General features: G+C 29.9%; 17 protein-coding genes, 3 tRNA genes and 1 pseudogene. 5 read left to right on the top strand and 16 right to left on the bottom strand.

The genetic code is table 11. The features are described 5' to 3' along the window. The 3 genes from trpA to ABXT45_RS00440 are packed head-to-tail and all read left to right on the top strand — an operon-like array spanning position 1 to position 2,946. Positions 1-798, top strand: coding sequence for a tryptophan synthase subunit alpha (trpA, locus tag ABXT45_RS00450; protein ID WP_415313674.1), 798 nt, complete (start codon positions 1-3; stop codon positions 796-798). After that, positions 795-1,724, top strand: a complete 930-nt coding sequence (locus ABXT45_RS00445; protein WP_415313673.1) for an acetyl-CoA carboxylase carboxyltransferase subunit beta — start codon at positions 795-797, stop codon at positions 1,722-1,724. The genes trpA and ABXT45_RS00445 overlap by 4 nt, the downstream gene beginning before the upstream one ends. Beyond that, a complete protein-coding gene (locus ABXT45_RS00440) occupies positions 1,678-2,946 on the top strand; it encodes a bifunctional folylpolyglutamate synthase/dihydrofolate synthase (protein WP_415313671.1) in 1,269 nt (422 codons plus the stop codon). Before ABXT45_RS00445 ends, ABXT45_RS00440 begins: the two co-directional genes overlap by 47 nt. Here ABXT45_RS00440 and ABXT45_RS00435 read toward each other — a convergent pair. The 15 genes and pseudogenes from ABXT45_RS00435 to ABXT45_RS00365 form a co-directional block, all read right to left on the bottom strand. Next, positions 2,943-3,260, bottom strand: a complete 318-nt coding sequence (locus tag ABXT45_RS00435) for a thioredoxin family protein (protein ID WP_271482804.1) — start codon at positions 3,258-3,260, stop codon at positions 2,943-2,945. The genes ABXT45_RS00440 and ABXT45_RS00435 overlap by 4 nt on opposite strands. A gap of 75 nt (positions 3,261-3,335) precedes the next feature. Continuing rightward, positions 3,336-4,763 (bottom strand): exonuclease domain-containing protein, encoded by a 1,428-nt coding sequence (locus ABXT45_RS00430; protein WP_415313670.1) that lies wholly within the window; start codon positions 4,761-4,763, stop codon positions 3,336-3,338. 1 nt (position 4,764) lies between these two features. Then, positions 4,765-5,451: a hypothetical protein gene (locus ABXT45_RS00425; RefSeq protein WP_415308547.1), complete on the bottom strand. Its 687-nt coding sequence runs from the start codon at positions 5,449-5,451 to the stop codon at positions 4,765-4,767. 36 nt (positions 5,452-5,487) lie between these two features. Beyond that, a complete protein-coding gene (locus ABXT45_RS00420; RefSeq protein WP_415313668.1) occupies positions 5,488-6,585 on the bottom strand; it encodes a DNA recombination protein RmuC in 1,098 nt (365 codons plus the stop codon). Between the two features lie 181 nt (positions 6,586-6,766). Further along, positions 6,767-7,456 (bottom strand): ATP phosphoribosyltransferase, encoded by a 690-nt coding sequence (gene hisG / locus ABXT45_RS00415; RefSeq protein WP_415313667.1) that lies wholly within the window; start codon positions 7,454-7,456, stop codon positions 6,767-6,769. Next, positions 7,456-8,508 carry an ATP phosphoribosyltransferase regulatory subunit gene (locus tag ABXT45_RS00410; protein WP_415313666.1) on the bottom strand — a complete coding sequence of 351 codons (1,053 nt, stop codon included), beginning with the start codon at positions 8,506-8,508 and terminating at the stop codon, positions 7,456-7,458. Before ABXT45_RS00410 ends, hisG begins: the two co-directional genes overlap by 1 nt. Further along, the gene (gene hisS / locus ABXT45_RS00405) at positions 8,486-9,883 is read right to left on the bottom strand and encodes a histidine--tRNA ligase (protein ID WP_415313664.1); all 1,398 of its coding nucleotides are present in this window, start codon (positions 9,881-9,883) and stop codon (positions 8,486-8,488) included. The genes ABXT45_RS00410 and hisS overlap by 23 nt, the downstream gene beginning before the upstream one ends. Positions 9,884-9,889: 6 nt before the next feature. After that, positions 9,890-9,964, bottom strand: a tRNA-His gene (locus ABXT45_RS00400). Between the two features lie 213 nt (positions 9,965-10,177). Further along, a tRNA-Phe gene (locus tag ABXT45_RS00395) sits at positions 10,178-10,253 on the bottom strand. Between the two features lie 5 nt (positions 10,254-10,258). Then, the gene (gene infA / locus ABXT45_RS00390; protein ID WP_006997427.1) at positions 10,259-10,474 is read right to left on the bottom strand and encodes a translation initiation factor IF-1; all 216 of its coding nucleotides are present in this window, start codon (positions 10,472-10,474) and stop codon (positions 10,259-10,261) included. Positions 10,475-10,476: 2 nt separating this feature from the next. Continuing rightward, positions 10,477-11,763, bottom strand: a complete 1,287-nt coding sequence (gene hisD, locus ABXT45_RS00385) for a histidinol dehydrogenase (RefSeq protein WP_415313662.1) — start codon at positions 11,761-11,763, stop codon at positions 10,477-10,479. Beyond that, entirely contained in the window at positions 11,763-12,158 is a 396-nt protein-coding gene (locus ABXT45_RS00380) for a DUF2948 family protein (RefSeq protein ID WP_415313660.1), read from the bottom strand. The genes hisD and ABXT45_RS00380 overlap by 1 nt, the downstream gene beginning before the upstream one ends. After that, the gene (gene murA, locus ABXT45_RS00375) at positions 12,158-13,411 is read right to left on the bottom strand and encodes a UDP-N-acetylglucosamine 1-carboxyvinyltransferase (protein WP_415313658.1); all 1,254 of its coding nucleotides are present in this window, start codon (positions 13,409-13,411) and stop codon (positions 12,158-12,160) included. The genes ABXT45_RS00380 and murA overlap by 1 nt, the downstream gene beginning before the upstream one ends. Before the next feature lie 2 nt (positions 13,412-13,413). Next, a pseudogene (dcd, locus tag ABXT45_RS00370) lies at positions 13,414-13,970 on the bottom strand (dCTP deaminase). Positions 13,971-14,070: 100 nt separating this feature from the next. After that, on the bottom strand, positions 14,071-14,268 hold the full coding sequence (locus tag ABXT45_RS00365) for a hypothetical protein (RefSeq protein WP_415314453.1): 198 nt from the start codon (positions 14,266-14,268) through the stop codon (positions 14,071-14,073). Positions 14,269-14,369: 101 nt separating this feature from the next. Between ABXT45_RS00365 and ABXT45_RS00360 the strand changes: the two genes are divergently transcribed. After that, positions 14,370-14,443, top strand: a tRNA-Thr gene (locus tag ABXT45_RS00360). 2 nt (positions 14,444-14,445) lie between these two features. Here the strand turns inward: ABXT45_RS00360 and ABXT45_RS00355 are convergent. Further along, on the bottom strand, positions 14,446-15,165 hold the full coding sequence (locus ABXT45_RS00355) for a TVP38/TMEM64 family protein (protein ID WP_415313657.1): 720 nt from the start codon (positions 15,163-15,165) through the stop codon (positions 14,446-14,448). A 92-nt stretch (positions 15,166-15,257) separates the two neighbouring features. Between ABXT45_RS00355 and rpmH the strand changes: the two genes are divergently transcribed. Beyond that, positions 15,258-15,422 (top strand): 50S ribosomal protein L34, encoded by a 165-nt coding sequence (gene rpmH, locus ABXT45_RS00350; protein WP_006997435.1) that lies wholly within the window; start codon positions 15,258-15,260, stop codon positions 15,420-15,422. Positions 15,423-15,483: the final 61 nt, after the last annotated feature.

Below are 15,483 nucleotides of genomic sequence, written 5' to 3'. Positions count from 1 at the left end.
ATGTCCTTAATTAACCTAGCATTTAAAAAAGTAAAGATTGAAAAAAGACCTGCATTACTAACTTACACAGTAGCTGGGGATAATAGTAAAAAAATATCTCTTGAGATATTAAAATCAATTGCAAAATATGCTGATATTTGTGAGATAGGATTTCCTCACAATACTCCAATTGCAGATGGTGGCCAGATTCAATCAAGTGCTTATAGAGCTTTAAAAAATGGTATCAAAATTAAAGATGTTTTTTCAATAGTTAAAGATTTTAAAAAATCAAAGCAATCAAAGCCTGTAATATTGATGGGTTATTATAATATGATTTATCAATATGGAGATAATAACTTTATAAATATTTGTAAAAAAGTAGGAGTAGATGGATTAATTGTTGTTGACCTTCCTTATCCAGAGAATAAAGAATTTGCAAAAAAGTGTAAGAAAAAAGGTATTAGTTTTATTCAGTTATTATCTCCTACCACGTCACCGAGCAGAATGAAAAAGATTATAAAAGATTCACATGATATGGTTTATTATATCAGTATGCTCTCAACAACTGGCGGCAAGCTAAAGGTTTTACCTAAAAAAATATTAGAGCGTTATAGTAAGATTAAAAGTCTTAATAAGAATAAGAATATTGTAATAGGCTTTGGGATCACTGAAAAAACTATAGCATCTTTAAGAAAGGCTGATGGATTGGTGGTTGGTAGTGCTTTGTGTAAAGAAATATCAAATTCTATTAAAAAACGCCAAAATCCTGTCACAAATGTAACTAATATTGTGTTAAAGTTAAGAAAAAAAATAGCATGAATTGGATTAAAAAAACTTTAAGATTTGGTGAGAAGATAAAAACCATCATTAAAGCACGTGCAACCAAAATTGAAATAGCTAATAGTGATTGGACCTCATGTTGTAAGGGGCCTATTTTAAAAAAAGATTTAGAAGAAAACTTATGGGTTTGCGCATCTTGTAACAAACACCACAGAATAAGCCCACGTCAAAGATTTGATATTATATTTGGCAAAAACAATTATGAAGTTTTAAAAACTCCCATTCCTCAAGACGACCCTTTAAATTGGAATGATGCAAAACCTTATAAAGATAGACTAAAAGCTGCTAGAAAAAAAACTGGTATGGATTGTGGAATGATGGTTGTTAATACTAATATTCTAAATTTAAAAATTACAGCAATTGCATCTGATTTTGATTTTGTAGGTGGCTCAATTGGTGCTGCTGAAGGTGAAGCTTTTTTATACGGAACTCAACATGCAATAGAAAATGAACAACCTTTTGTAGTGTTTACTTCTGGTGGTGGAATGAGGATGATGGAAAGTCTTATATCATTAAGCCAAATGACAAGAACGACACTGGCAATTAATGAACTAAAGAAAAATAATTTACCCTATATTGTTGTGCTAACTGATCCAACCGCTGGTGGAATTACGGCCTCATATGCAATGTTAGGTGATCTACACTTAGCAGAACCAGGGGCTCTTATAGCTTTTGCAGGAGCCAGAGTAATTCAAGGAACTGTAAGAGAAGAGTTGCCAGAAGGCTTTCAAAGAAGTGAGTACGTTCATAAATCAGGATTTATCGATATGATTGTCGAAAGAAAAGATATAAGAGAAAAAATTGGATCATTATTATCAATATTGTTAAAGAAAAATTCTGCTATAAATTCATCAGAAAATGAAACTTCAGAAGATAGTAGAACGCTTACAAAAGCTGCATCCTAAAGAGATTGATCTAAGTCTAGATCGAACTAGAAATCTTTTAGAAAAATTAGGCAATCCTCAAGATAAAATTAACTGTATTTCTGTTGTTGGAACAAATGGAAAATTTTCTACAATCCAAGCACTTTATGCGATTTTAAAAGAAGCAAATTATAAATGTAATATTTATACTAGCCCTCACATTCAAAAAATTAACGAAAGATTTTTCTTTAACAACAAACCATTAACAGATGATGAATTGGCCAATCTTTTTTCTGAAATAGAAGAAATTAATAATCAAACACAAATTACTTTCTTTGAAATTTTAACTGTTGCTTACCTTCATTATGCAAAGAAATACCCTGAAAACATTAACTTAATTGAGTCAGGTCTATTCCATAGATTTGATGCAACCAATATTTTAAAGAAAAACTTAGCTAGCATTGTAACAGCTATTGGTCTTGATCACTTAGACTGGCTTCCAAAAGAAGAGCAAACAGTTAACAAAATAATATTTGAAAAAACATCCACTTTATTAAACTCTAAAATCATTGTTGCAAAACAAAGTACAAATGAAATTAGCAAAAGTATTGAAGATATAATTAAAGATAATTCTTCTAAAAAAATAATCTTTAATAAAGATTATAATTTTACATTAAAAGAAAATGATTTTTTTTATTTTGAAGATGAATTTGGTGCTCTTAAACTTCCAAAACCTAATCTACCTGGAGAATTTCAATTGGAAAATGTCTCTACTGCAATTGCAACCGCTAGACAATTAATAGATTATAAAATAACTGATGAACATATTAAGAGTGGTATTACTAAAATAGAAAGTATCGCACGGCTTCAAGAGTTAAAATCTGGAAAATTAAAAGATTTAACTAGTAATAATTTATTATTTGTAGATGGGTCTCATAACCCACTCGGTGCAAAGGTATTAAATGAATATCTTCAAAGTCTAAATTGTAACAAACATATTATTTTAGGAATGATGGCTAATAAAAACCACAATGAATATATGAGTTACTTTAAAGATATTAAATCATTAACAACAATTGATATTCCCAATCAACCCAATGCTATTAGGGGAAGTGAACTTAAAGAGAAAATTAAAAATTTTGAAAATATTAATTACAAAAATTCTGTTGAAGAGGCGATTAGCTCAATTGATCTTCAAGAAAATGATATTATTTTAATTACAGGGTCTTTGTATCTTGCGGGAGAAGTTTTAAACTTAAACTAGATATTCTTATCTAGAAATTCTTTCATTTGGCTCTCGGCAACTCCACCAACTTTTCTGTCTACTTCAACACCTTTTTTGTAAACGATTACAGTTGGTACGCCTCTCACACCAGCAGCTGAACCAGTATTAATTCCACCATTTTCAATGTCAGCATAATAAAAGCTAGCTTTATCTTTGTAGCTATCTGAAAACTTATCCATGATGGGTTTAAGACTCTTGCATGGAGCACACCATTCTGCAGAAAATTGAACTACAGAGATATCTTCATTCTTAATTTTTGTTTCAAATTCTTCATCTTTAAAATCTATAAGCATGCTTCTTATATAAATTTTTATTCTATTTATTCAATATGTAAAAAAGGATTTTTTTAGTTAATTAACAGAGACTTATTATGCCTGCTCGTATTTTTTTTGAATGCCTTCAACAAACTCATTAATTTCGTCTAAAAACTTGAGCTTTTTTTCGTCTTTTTCGTTGGTATATCTATCTCTTAAGTTATCACACTCAAAATAAAATTCTTTGCAAGTCCACCATTTTTCTTTTTCATCACTTAATATTCTTTCAGCTATTCCACGTTTAATAGTCTTAAGCATATCAGCAGGCAGTGTATCCGGTGATTCTTGATATATTATCTTTTTTCCAAAGCTTACCATTCTCTCATCTTCAAATTTATCTAATAATATTAATTTATCTTTCCAAGATGCTGCGTGCCATTTTGGAAATAAAGCTGTGTCTTTTTGAGGGGTAAATTTTTTATAAATTGTCTCCTCTGCTAACAAATCAACTTGAGAATCAAATTGAGCTTTTTCTTCAGCAGTTTCTCGTAATGCCGTTAAAACATTTTGAGAAAATTTCTCATTACTATTTACTAATTTTGCACGCTCTTTAATTAAATCAGGATCAAGTTTGCTATATGGTTCAACTTGTAGTCCATAACTTGCATCTAAAATTATAGGAGCTTTGTTTGACCTTATAGTTCTTAGAAACTTTAATTTTTTAATAGCACTTTTAAGTTCAGAAATTGACATATCAAATAATGGAATAGGATCAATTTTAAGATCAAAAGCTTGGCCCCATTGATAGATTGGGTGAATACAATGTTTTGGATGAAGTGGTGCAACTACAAATCTATAATTTTTACCAAAATGATATTCAGCCAATGTAAACATTTTCTCTGTTTTAAATATTGTCTCGGTATCACTCTTGTTTGCTGTTCTTAAAAATGTATCCCAAGTTTGAGGTTGATTTTTTTTAATTAATCCTAAAACCTTAACAGTTAACTCTGCATCAAATAAAGCTGAGTGAGCTCCACTAGATTCAAATCCATTCATTCTAGCTAACGATTCTAGTTTCATGACCGCATTACCTTTTGCATTTATTTCAGTTTTTACAACACTTTCATCAACTGCATGAGCACCTCTTGCAATATTTAAACCATCATGTCTTTTATTAGGAGTTGCATTTGTAATATATGGATATCTAATTCCTCTAAAGAATTCGTTTCTTATCATCTCATCATCAAAACCAATGTTTGACCAACCCATAAACATTGCTGGACTCCACTTTTTAAATATTGCTTCTAATTGAGATAGCATTTCATAGTGACTTAAATTTCCTTTAGTTAATAAATCAACACTAGTTTTGTTAACTATCAAGGCCATTGCTTGAGGAACTTCCCCTTCTGGCAATCTACATCTAAAATTAAAACGATCTAATTCTTTAAAATTTGGATCAACTAAAATACCACCTACTTCAATAATACTTCCCCATGAAGTATTGGCGCTACTAGATTCAATGTCCCATATTGCTAAATTCATATTAATTGGTATTCCTTTGGTGATAGTACTGTTCGACTTTTTCTAAAAACTTATTTTGATATTCTTCTAGTTTAACACCTTGAATTCTAAAATCTTGAAATAAATTATCAACCGTACATAACAGGACAATTCCTTGGGTGATGTTTGAATTGTAAACAACGTTATGAGCTAATGAATAAGCCCCTAATTGAAGGTAATAGTCCTCAATCCACTCTTCTTTTTTCGGTTTATTAGACTGTTTAAAATCAATGATAGTCTCTTGTCCCTCATACACTCCACAAGCATCACACGTTCCAGCATATTTCCCTGGATAGTACAATGTAGCTTCAGTTCCCCAAATCTCTGACAATTTATTTTTAATTCCTTGTTCAATAATTTCGTCTGCCATTTTCTTAGACTTATTTTCTTCTTCTAGTAATTCTAAATTTAATTGACCTAATAAATATTTTTCTAAATGAGAATGCATTGATGTGCCTCTACTTGAAGCATCATTTTTAATTCTATTTGCTTCAGCAGCTCCAACTCTTGCTTTCCAGTTTGCAAGAGATGCTTTTTTTTCTTCACTTTGTGTTGCTTGTAATATGGAAGTTACTGATGGAAGTTTTTGTTGATTTACAGCATACATTCTTGAGCCACTCACCATTGATCTCATAGATTTTGGATAAGTAAATTTATTATTCCACTGCATATGGTTTTTATAAACGTTATTTAACAAAAAAAGAAATTAATTATTTGCTTGTTTTGAATGGTCAACAAATTTTTCTACGTTTTCTGTTTGAACAGCTTTATCGACTTGTTCAGGATCTTTAATATTTTCTAGGCTTCTGCTGATCGATCTTGCATCTGTTCCAAATTTATCAACAACAATCATTGCTTCTTCTAATTTTTTTCTAAGAGAAACTATATTATCAAAGTGTTTTCCAAATCTTGAGCTAATTGTTTTTAAATGATCATAGATTTCAGTTGCACCCTTTTGAACTTTTAAAGATTGAAAGCCCATGTGTAATGATTGCAAATAAGCTGAAAGAGTATTTGGACCACAGATTACAATTTTATATTTTTTCATTAATTCTTGGGTTAATAATTCTTTAGTAGTTGGATCTTGGTATTCAGTTAATTCTTTATATAAACTTTCAGTTGGGGCATAAACAATTGCAAAATCTGTAGTTTTTGGTGGAACAATATATTTTTCATTAACACTTTTAGCTTTTGCTTTAAATGCAGCAGCTAATTTTGCTCTTGCATCTGCAACAGCTTTTTTATCATCTGCGTCATAACCATCGGTAATTGCTTTAAATTTTTCTACTGGAAAATGTGAGTCTACAGGCACCATTACATCACCCTGAAGTTTGATTGCAAATTCAACATTTTCACCTGTATCTTCTTTCATCTTAACGTTAGTCATGAATTGAGAACCAGGTAATAAATCTTTGATTAGAGCGTCTAATGAAAACTCTGCAAGAGTTCCATATTTTTTAACTCCAGCTAAAATTTTTGTTATACCTTCTTGGCTTTTATTTAATAATTCGACCTGACTATTGAAGTTTCCTACTTTTTCATCAACTTTAGTTAAAGCTTCTGTCATATCTTTAGTCACCCCGGTTGATAGGTTGTTAAATGAAGTCGACATTGAACCAAGTGAAGTATTAATGGTAGTATTTAAGGTATCTTTTAATGAGGTAATTTCTGTCTTTAAATTAGCCATCTCTTCAGCTTCTTTATTTTCGCTCTCATCTTTTGGCTTAGATTTTAAGTTTAGATAAAGAATTGCTAAAGCAACTCCTAGCAATAAGACTAATACTGTTAATAAAACTATGTCCATGATTCTAGGGGATATTTTATAGTAAAAATTTGATTTATATATGTAATTATTTAAAACTGTCTCTATGGAATTAATCTTAATACTAAAAATACTACTTATTATTGGGGCTATTGTTGCAGCTTATGCAGTACTTAGAAACCTTGATATTATTAGGATTATTTTAATTTACGTAAAAGATACTTTACTTAGAAAGTAGCTTAACTAATTTTTTAACCAGACTATTCTTTAGAGAAGATTTTGAGGCCATCATACAGGCCTCTGACTTTAAAATTTCACCATCTTTAAGAATTCTAAGATTATTCGCTCTTAGAGTTTCACCAGATGAAGTAATGTCAGTTATAATTTCAGATGACCCAGTAAAAGGATATGCTTCAGTTGCACCTAAGCTACTAACTAACTTAAATTGAGTAACTCCTTTTGAAAACAAAAACTCTCTTGTTAAATTGGGATATTTTGTTGCTACTCTTAATCTTTTTTTCTTTTTATCTTTAAATTTAAAAGCAATTTCTTCTAAATCAGCAACTGTTTGAACATCAATCCAAGGGTCCGGGATAGCAACAACCAATGTTGCTTTACCAAATCCATAATTCTTAACAACACTTATTTTCTTTTGAATATTAACTTCACTCTCTTTTAATAAATCATATCCAGAAAAGCCAAGATCTAAAGAGCCATCTCCAAGTCTTTCAACTATCTCTCTTGCATGAAGATATAACACTTTAACATTATTTAAGTTTTTAATAGATCCTAATAAATCTCTTTCACCTCTTTCTGAGACTAAATTTAATTTATTTTTTTTAAATATTTTTAAAATATCTTTTCTAAGACGACCTTTGCTTGGAATTCCAATATTGATAATATTTTTTGTCATTAGTAGTTTAAATTTAAAGCAGCTCCTACTGCTGGAACTTGTTTTTTAGATCCAAGGTCTGAAATTAGTTTGTCGTATCGTCCACCATTAATGACGTTAATATTTTTTGATTTAGATTTAATATCAATTTTAAATACCATACCTGTATAATATTCTAATTGACGCCCAAAAGACGCTGAGAACTTTACATTTAATTTTTCAATTTTGTTTAATGAGGTTGGGAAATATTTTTGATCCACAACTAAATTAATTTTATTTTTTTTAAAAAAGATATTAAGTTTTTCAGCTGCTTGTCCTATTGGACAATTAATTTTTAAAAACTCTTTAATAATTTTTGAAACGTTTTTACCTCTACTGGCTCTTCTTGGATCTTTAATCTTATTATCAAATCTTTTTAAGATTTCCTCAATTGATCGTCCAGCAATTACTATTTGCTGTTTATCTTTTAGCATTTTTTGATATCTCTTTTTATCAACTTCAACAATTGTTGGGTCTACATCAGAGTTTGTCTCTAATCTTTTTAATAAATCATTGAAGTATTCTTCTCTCCAAAAGTGTCTTGAAAGCCTTAATTTCCATCTTTTTGGAATATCTAGTTTTGAAATTAATAAATTGAAAATCTCAACGTTACCAATCTTTAAAGTTCCTGATGAATATTGTAAATTAGATAGAGATTTTAAGGCTGTATTAATAATTTCCTTATCATCTTTTTTTTCATCTTTAGAGCCAATGATCTCAAAGCCAACTTGATCTCTAATAATAGAATCTTTTTTGTTATTTGATTTTCTATAAGCCTGACCGCTATAAAATATTTTCTCTTTTCCTTTAAGATTATTTTCTAAATATCTCAAGCAAGATGCTATTGTAAGGTCTGGTCTTAGACAAAGCTCACTACCATTTTGATCAGTAAATGAAAAAATAAACTTTCTAAAATTCTCTCCAGATCGTTGAACAATATGATTAGCTTCAATTACTGAGGGTAAATCAATATATTTAAACCCTTTAGATTTAACCGACCTAAGGATTTTTTCAGATAAATTTTTTGATTTCATCAATTAAGTTTTCTTTTGGGAATGTTACTTGATTGTTTTCACCTTTAACTCCTAAAAGGTTTTTTAAAGTAATCGTATTATCTTTAAATTCATTTTCACCACAAATAACAGCTACTGGGCATTGTTTTTTATTCGCGTATGTTAACTGTTTGCCTAGATTTTTCTTACTATCTAAAAATATTTCAGAGTTAATATTATTGTCTCTTAAAACTTTTAAAATCTCGTAATAATTTTTTAAATACTTTTCATCCATTACACAAATAATAGCTGGTTTTTTCTCATCAACTTCAATTTGATTAAGTTGCATCATTGCAAATAATAATCGGTCAACGCCTATACTCATTCCAGTTCCAGGGATATCAACTCCCTTAAATCTTGAAATTAATTTATTATATTGTCCGCCTGAGCAAATACTTCCTATATCAATTTCTTTATCTTTATTGTTTGTTGTCTTAAAATTTAAATTTGTTTCAACACAAAATCCGTCATAATAAGCAAGCCCTCTAACAATTGTAAAGTTTGTCTTTATTTGATCTAAATAATCTCCATAACTTGCTATTTCCAACAAGTCTTCTAATTCTTTAATTCCTTCTTGAGATAAAGGGTTTTTTAAATTTTCTTTTAATTCTTTTAAATCTTTTACTTTTAAGAAGTTGATTATTTGTGAAGCCTGATCATCAGATAATTCAGCACCTTTTGTAACAGCTCCACTTACATCTACTCTTTCTTTTTTTAATAAATCTTCAACTCCTCTTAAACCAAAGCCAGGCTTATCCAATTTATCTATTGCCCTCATAACTTTTATCTTTTTGTCTTCAGATATTTTAAGGTCTTCAATTAAACCTTGAACAATTTTTCTATTACTAATGTTAACAACGAACTGATCTTTTTTTAAACCACAAGCAAGAAGTGTACTTGAAATTAAATTACAAAGTTCAGCATTTGCTTGGGCTGGGTTAACGTTACCTACTATATCAGCGTCACATTGTAAAAAGCTTCTATAACGAGCATTACCCGCTTTTTCGTTTCTCCAGACATCACCCATTTGATATCTTTTATAAGGTAAGGGTAATTCTTGATTGTTTTGAGCAACAAATCTAGCTAACGGACTTGATAAATCATATCTAAGGGTAATATTTTTTTCACCATCTTTAAATGAGAATACGTCAGACATAGAATTACTATCATCATCTGCAAGAAATGATCCAATATTTTCTGAAATTTCAAATGAAGGAGTTTCAAGAGCAGCAAAACCAAATTTTATAAAATTAGTTTCAATAATATTAATTAACTTTTTCTTGAGAATTAATTTCTTACCCCATCGGTCTTCAAATCCTGAGGGTAACCCAGGAATTAGTTTATTTTCTTTATTCATTTTTTTTGGTACCCGCGCTTGGAATCGAACCAAATCCTATAGTTCCACAAACTATCGTACTAACCGTTATACTACGCAGGCATTCCTTGTTTTTATATTATTTTTGTGTGGATTTAAAATTATATTATAAATAAATAGCCTAAAGGCTATGGAAACAAAGTCTATGAGTACTTCTTGAAGTCTCTCTATATGTAATATTTATAATCATGAGCAGTCTTTTAGACAATTAAGAATAATTTTCAACACATAAATATTAAAGGCGTTGACCTTATTTTTAAATTTTTAGAGAGGTGGTGGTGGCCCCAACTGGACTCGAACCAGTGACACACGGATTTTCAATCCGATGCTCTACCAACTGAGCTACAGGGCCCCATATTAACCTCTAAAAGTGATACGACCTTTGGTCAAATCGTAAGGTGTCATTTCGACTTGAACCTTATCACCTTGAAGTACTCGAATTCTGTTCTTACGTAATTTGCCTGCAGCATGAGCTGTAACAATATGGCCGTTTTCTAATTTAACTCTGAACATTGCATTCGGTAATAAATCCTCAACAATTCCTGAGAACGACAGCATTTCTTGTTTTGACAAATTTATTTTCTCCTAATTCTTTTTTCTACCGACTTAGCGTGTCCCGCTAAACCCTCGTAGTTTGCAAGTGTTATAACTGATGGACCAAGGGTTTCAATCCCTTTTTTTGATAGGTTTATATATGAAATTCTTTTATAAAATTCATTAACACTAACTCCACTTGAATATCTTGCTGAAGAATTAGTTGGTAATACGTGATTAGAGCCAACATTGTAATCTGTCATTGCCATTACAGCATATTTTCCTAAACAGATAGATCCTGCATTTTTAATCTTACCCACTACTTTTTTATAGTTCTTGGTATTAAGCTCTAAGTGCTCAGGAGCAATTTTGTTTACTGTATTAATAATTTTTTGGTCAGACTGCATATGAATTAAGATTCCATTATTGAGTAAACTATTTTTTGCAATTACAGCTCTAGGTATTTCTTTCAATTGATTAATAATTTCATCATTAACTTTTTTAATAATTGATTTATCTTTTGAAATTAAAATACATTGAGCAAGATTATCGTGTTCTGCTTGACCTATTAGGTCGCTTGCTATCCATTCAGGATTTGAAAACTTATCACAAACAATTGTCACTTCAGAAGGGCCTGCAATCATTCCTTCAATTCCAACATCTCCAAAAACTTCTTTTTTTGCTGCAGCTACGTACGAATTTCCAGGGCCTACAATTTTATCAACTTTTTTAATTTTCTTAGTACCATATGCAGCAGCTGCAATAGCAGATGGTCCTCCAATTGAATAAATCTCTTTAATCTTACATTTCTTTGCAGCATATAATACAGCTGGATTTTGTTTACCTTTTTGACCTGGATTAACCATAACTAGCCTTTTCACTCCAGCAACAATTGCAGGTATTGCATTCATTAAAACACTGGAAGGGTATGAGGCTGTTGAACCAGGCACATAAATTGCAACCGATTCAATAGGTACGTATTTATACTCTAATTTATTTTTTAGTTTATCCGTATAAGAAATATTTTTGAATTTTTGTAACGAGTGGAATTTATAAATTCTATCATAAGCAAGATCGATTGCTTTTTTAACCTTTGGATCTAAAGATTGAATAGTTTTATTTATTTGTTTTGTACTTGGGGCAATAACGCTATTTTTATTAAATCTCTTTTCATACTTTAAGATGGCTTTGTCTCCATTTTTCTTAACATCTTTAATAATTTTAATAACCGAAACTGAATTAAGTTGGACTTTATTTTTTCGTTTAGACAATAATGTGTCTAAAGTTTTATCAAAGTTTTTATTTTTACTATCTAATATCTTAATCATTAATCAGCTTTGTTTTGGTCATCTAAAGTTACTTCAATTATTTCTGTTGATAATGTAATGTATGCGTTGTTTGTAAACATTAAGTTTATCTCATAGTTGTCATTATTCTTTAAATAATCCATCCCAATTAACTCTATTTTTTTCTCAGGATCATTTTGTTTAATATTTTTAGATTTAACTCTATCTACAAATTCGAATTTGCAAATACTGGTAACTTTTTTATCTTTCTCATCTGTTTCTACTTTAGATCTATTTAATGATAATAAAAAAACTTTGTTTGATTGAAGATATTTAATTTCATCAACTTTAACTTCAGCTCCAGAGCAGCATGCTGAGATTACTTGCAATCCCTCATTGTCTATAGCTATAATTTTTGATAAATATTTTTTATTCATTAGTTAATTCTCTTAATTTTAGCTCCTACTTTTTTTAATTTCTTCTCTATATCTTCATAACCTCTATCAAGGTGATATATCCTATTAATTACCGATTTTCCTTTGGCTGCAAGTGCTGCAAGAATTAAAGATACAGAAGCTCTTAAATCTGTGGCCATTAATTCTGCTGCTTCAAATTTGATATTTCCTTCTATGGTTGCTTTATTTCCATTAATAGAAATCTTAGCTCCCATTCTATTTAACTCCGCAACGTGCATAAATCTATTTTCAAATATTTCTTCTTTAATATGAGATTTTTTATTGCCCTTACACAATAATACCATCATTTGTGCCTGTAAATCTGTTGGAAATCCTGGATAAGGAGATGTTTTAATATTTATGCTTTTAATCTTTTTATTTCCTTGAATAAGGATTTCATTTTTTCTTAAAATAATTTTTGATCCTACTTTTTTTAAGATATTAATTTCTGTTCTTATTATCTTGGGATCAATTCCAGTAATCTTCAAATTTCCTTCTGTTAATGCTGCAGCTATTAAATACGTTCCAGCCTCTATTCTATCTGGCATTACTGAATAATTTAATTCTTTAAGGTTATTCACTCCTTCAATCCAAACCGTTCTCTTTGCAGTCCACTTAATATTACAGCCCATATTAATTAAAAAATTAACTAGATCTTTAATTTCGGGTTCAATGGCACAATTTGATAAAGTTGTTTTTCCTTTAGCTAAACATGAGGCTATAATTAAATTTTCTGTAGCACCGACTGAAACTTTAGGAAATTTTATATTCGCTCCTATTAACCCTTTGGGTGCATTAGCGTGGACATATCCCTGAATAATCTTATATTTAACTCCAAGTTTTGATAGAGCTTGCAAGTGAATATCGACAGGTCGTGTCCCTATCGCACAACCGCCAGGTAATGAAACTTTTGCTTTACCAAATTTAGCAAGTAGTGGTCCTAAAACTAATATTCCCGCTCTCATAGTTTTAACCAAGCTATAAGCTGCAAAAGTTTTTGTTTGCTTGGTATTTTTGATAATTAATTCTTTTTTATTACCATCAATAACCGAACCTAATGACTTTAATAAAAGTATCATTGTTTCTATATCTTTTACTCTTGGAAGGTTTGCTAAAGATATTTTTTTATTTGATAGTAATGTTGCAGCTAGAATAGGAAGAGATGCATTCTTAGATCCTGAAATTCTAATATGTCCCTTGAGCTTTGCTACTCCAAAGACTTCCAATTTTTTCATGATTATACTTTTGGTAAAGTTACTCCAGTTTGACCCATGTATTTTCCTTTACGGTCAGCGTATGAAGTTTCGGGAGACTGATCTCCTTTTAGAAATAAAAATTGAGCAACACCTTCATTTGCATAAATTTTTGCTGGTAGTGGTGTGGTATTAGAAAATTCAAGAGTAACTGTTCCAAAAAATTCAGATTCGATTGGAGTTACGTTCACTATAATCCCTGTTCTTGCATATGTGCTTTTACCAACAACGATACACATGATATCTCTTGGTATTTTAAAGACTTCGATAGTGGTTCCAAGGGCGAAGGAATTAGGAGGAATGATAATATATTCTGAGCTTTTTTGGTTACAAAATTATCCGAAGAAAACTCCTTAGGGTCAACGATAGAAGAATTAACATTATGAAATATCTTAAATTCATCTCCTACTCTTGCATCATAGCCAAATGAACTAAGTCCATAAGAAATTTTACCATCTCTTACTTGCTTATCTATAAAAGGAGAAATCATTGATTCCTCAACTGCTAACCTCCTTATAGATTTATCGGAAAGTACTGACATTATTTACTTTTCTTCTTATTTTTTTTTTGAAAAATTTTTCTTTTTTTTAAATTTTTTTTAAGAGCCAGACTTAACTTCTCATTTTTTTCTTTATCATTCATTATTTATCTGGATTAGTTAAAAAATCTAAAGTGATAGGCTTTGATGCATCTAAAGTTTTCTCTGGTTCTTCTTGAATTTTTGGTCCCTCTTTAGCTTCACGTTTTGCTTTTTTTTCGGCAAGCTTTTTTTCTCTCTTAGCTTGCTTCTCCATAAGCTTATTGCCTTTAGTAGATTTATAATCGTAATGAATGCCCATAAAATTTCCTCCGTAGGTATAAATCATTATATGAAAAAAATTAAGGCAATTTTTTGAAAAAATGATTTATTATAGAAATACTTGAATAAAATAACAAATTAGCCCCTATAGTTAAATGGCATAACATGTCCATGGTAAGGATAAATTTCAAGTTCGATTCTTGGTGGGGGCACCAGATTATTTTTTATAAAATATTTTTCTAGCAACAATTGCAACTATTAATAAAGCTCCAAAAGCAATCATTGGGATGTAGATATCTGGTGAATATATCAAATCACTGATTCTAGGAGCTTCTAAATTTTGTTCTATGATTTTTTCAAGTCCACTTCCAATTGAAACAACTAAAAATAGTGGTGGAGTTAATCCTATTAATGTTGCCCAAAAAAAATTACTTGTTCTGACATTAAAAATACAAGGTAATACATTTGATAATGCAAAAGGAATGCCTCCAATAAATCTATAAAGTAAAAGATAAATAAATTCTGATTTTTTAAATTTAGCTTCTAAATTTTTAAATTTATTTAAAAACTTTTCTTTAATAATTTCTTTAAAAAAATAATTTCCAGTGATGTATAAAATTGTTGCTCCAATAGTCATTCCAATTATTAGAATAAAAGTTCCAAGCCACTTACCAAAAATAAACCCTGCTAAGAGTGCAACCGGTAAACCAAATCCAGCCATAACAACCCAGACAATTGTGGCTATTAAAAATATTAGAGAGATTAAAAATAAATTAGTTTGCTTTAATCCAAAAAAATAATCTCTATTATTTTTAATAAATTCATAGCTAGTTAATTCTTCAAGGGTGAATTTTGATAAAAAAAAGTATAAAAATGATGAAACAACTAGAAGATAAAATAAACCCAAAGTTATCTTAACTTTTTTTGATTTTTCCATAATTTAGTGGTCGTATTATAAAATCTTCTATTTGCTATTTATACATATAATTACTATAAAGGGCGAAATTTAAAAAAACTTAAATAAATCCTATGAAAAGAACATATCAACCCAAAGTTGGAAAACGTCTTAAGAAGCATGGCTTCAGATCAAAGATGGCAACTAAAGGTGGGAAAAAACTTATTAAGAGAAGACGTGATAAGGGACGTAAAAACCTTACGGTGTCATCCACTCAAAAAAAACCTCAGGGTAAATAAACCAAACTAAATGAAAAGCAAAATTGTTGCTCTTTCTAAAAACGAAGATTTCAAAAATTTA

The sequence above is a fragment of the Candidatus Pelagibacter sp. Uisw_106 genome (assembly GCF_047724975.1).
In the GTDB taxonomy this organism is placed as follows: domain Bacteria; phylum Pseudomonadota; class Alphaproteobacteria; order Pelagibacterales; family Pelagibacteraceae; genus Pelagibacter.
This window is presented reverse-complemented; position numbering and strand designations above follow the sequence as displayed.

What these genes read in the sequence shown, in the direction of transcription:
- trpA (WP_415313674.1), top strand. Translation starts at nt 1, where the DNA reads ATGTCCTTAATTAACCTAGCATTTAAAAAAGTAAAGATTGAAAAAAGA.
- ABXT45_RS00445 (WP_415313673.1), top strand. Translation starts at nt 795, where the DNA reads ATGAATTGGATTAAAAAAACTTTAAGATTTGGTGAGAAGATAAAAACC.
- ABXT45_RS00440 (WP_415313671.1), top strand. Translation starts at nt 1,678, where the DNA reads ATGAAACTTCAGAAGATAGTAGAACGCTTACAAAAGCTGCATCCTAAA.
- ABXT45_RS00435 (WP_271482804.1), bottom strand. Translation starts at nt 3,260, where the DNA reads ATGCTTATAGATTTTAAAGATGAAGAATTTGAAACAAAAATTAAGAAT.
- ABXT45_RS00430 (WP_415313670.1), bottom strand. Translation starts at nt 4,763, where the DNA reads ATGAATTTAGCAATATGGGACATTGAATCTAGTAGCGCCAATACTTCA.
- ABXT45_RS00425 (WP_415308547.1), bottom strand. Translation starts at nt 5,451, where the DNA reads ATGCAGTGGAATAATAAATTTACTTATCCAAAATCTATGAGATCAATG.
- ABXT45_RS00420 (WP_415313668.1), bottom strand. Translation starts at nt 6,585, where the DNA reads ATGGACATAGTTTTATTAACAGTATTAGTCTTATTGCTAGGAGTTGCT.
- hisG (WP_415313667.1), bottom strand. Translation starts at nt 7,456, where the DNA reads ATGACAAAAAATATTATCAATATTGGAATTCCAAGCAAAGGTCGTCTT.
- ABXT45_RS00410 (WP_415313666.1), bottom strand. Translation starts at nt 8,508, where the DNA reads ATGAAATCAAAAAATTTATCTGAAAAAATCCTTAGGTCGGTTAAATCT.
- hisS (WP_415313664.1), bottom strand. Translation starts at nt 9,883, where the DNA reads ATGAATAAAGAAAATAAACTAATTCCTGGGTTACCCTCAGGATTTGAA.
- hisD (WP_415313662.1), bottom strand. Translation starts at nt 11,763, where the DNA reads ATGATTAAGATATTAGATAGTAAAAATAAAAACTTTGATAAAACTTTA.
- ABXT45_RS00380 (WP_415313660.1), bottom strand. Translation starts at nt 12,158, where the DNA reads ATGAATAAAAAATATTTATCAAAAATTATAGCTATAGACAATGAGGGA.
- murA (WP_415313658.1), bottom strand. Translation starts at nt 13,411, where the DNA reads ATGAAAAAATTGGAAGTCTTTGGAGTAGCAAAGCTCAAGGGACATATT.
- ABXT45_RS00365 (WP_415314453.1), bottom strand. Translation starts at nt 14,268, where the DNA reads ATGGGCATTCATTACGATTATAAATCTACTAAAGGCAATAAGCTTATG.
- ABXT45_RS00355 (WP_415313657.1), bottom strand. Translation starts at nt 15,165, where the DNA reads ATGGAAAAATCAAAAAAAGTTAAGATAACTTTGGGTTTATTTTATCTT.
- rpmH (WP_006997435.1), top strand. Translation starts at nt 15,258, where the DNA reads ATGAAAAGAACATATCAACCCAAAGTTGGAAAACGTCTTAAGAAGCAT.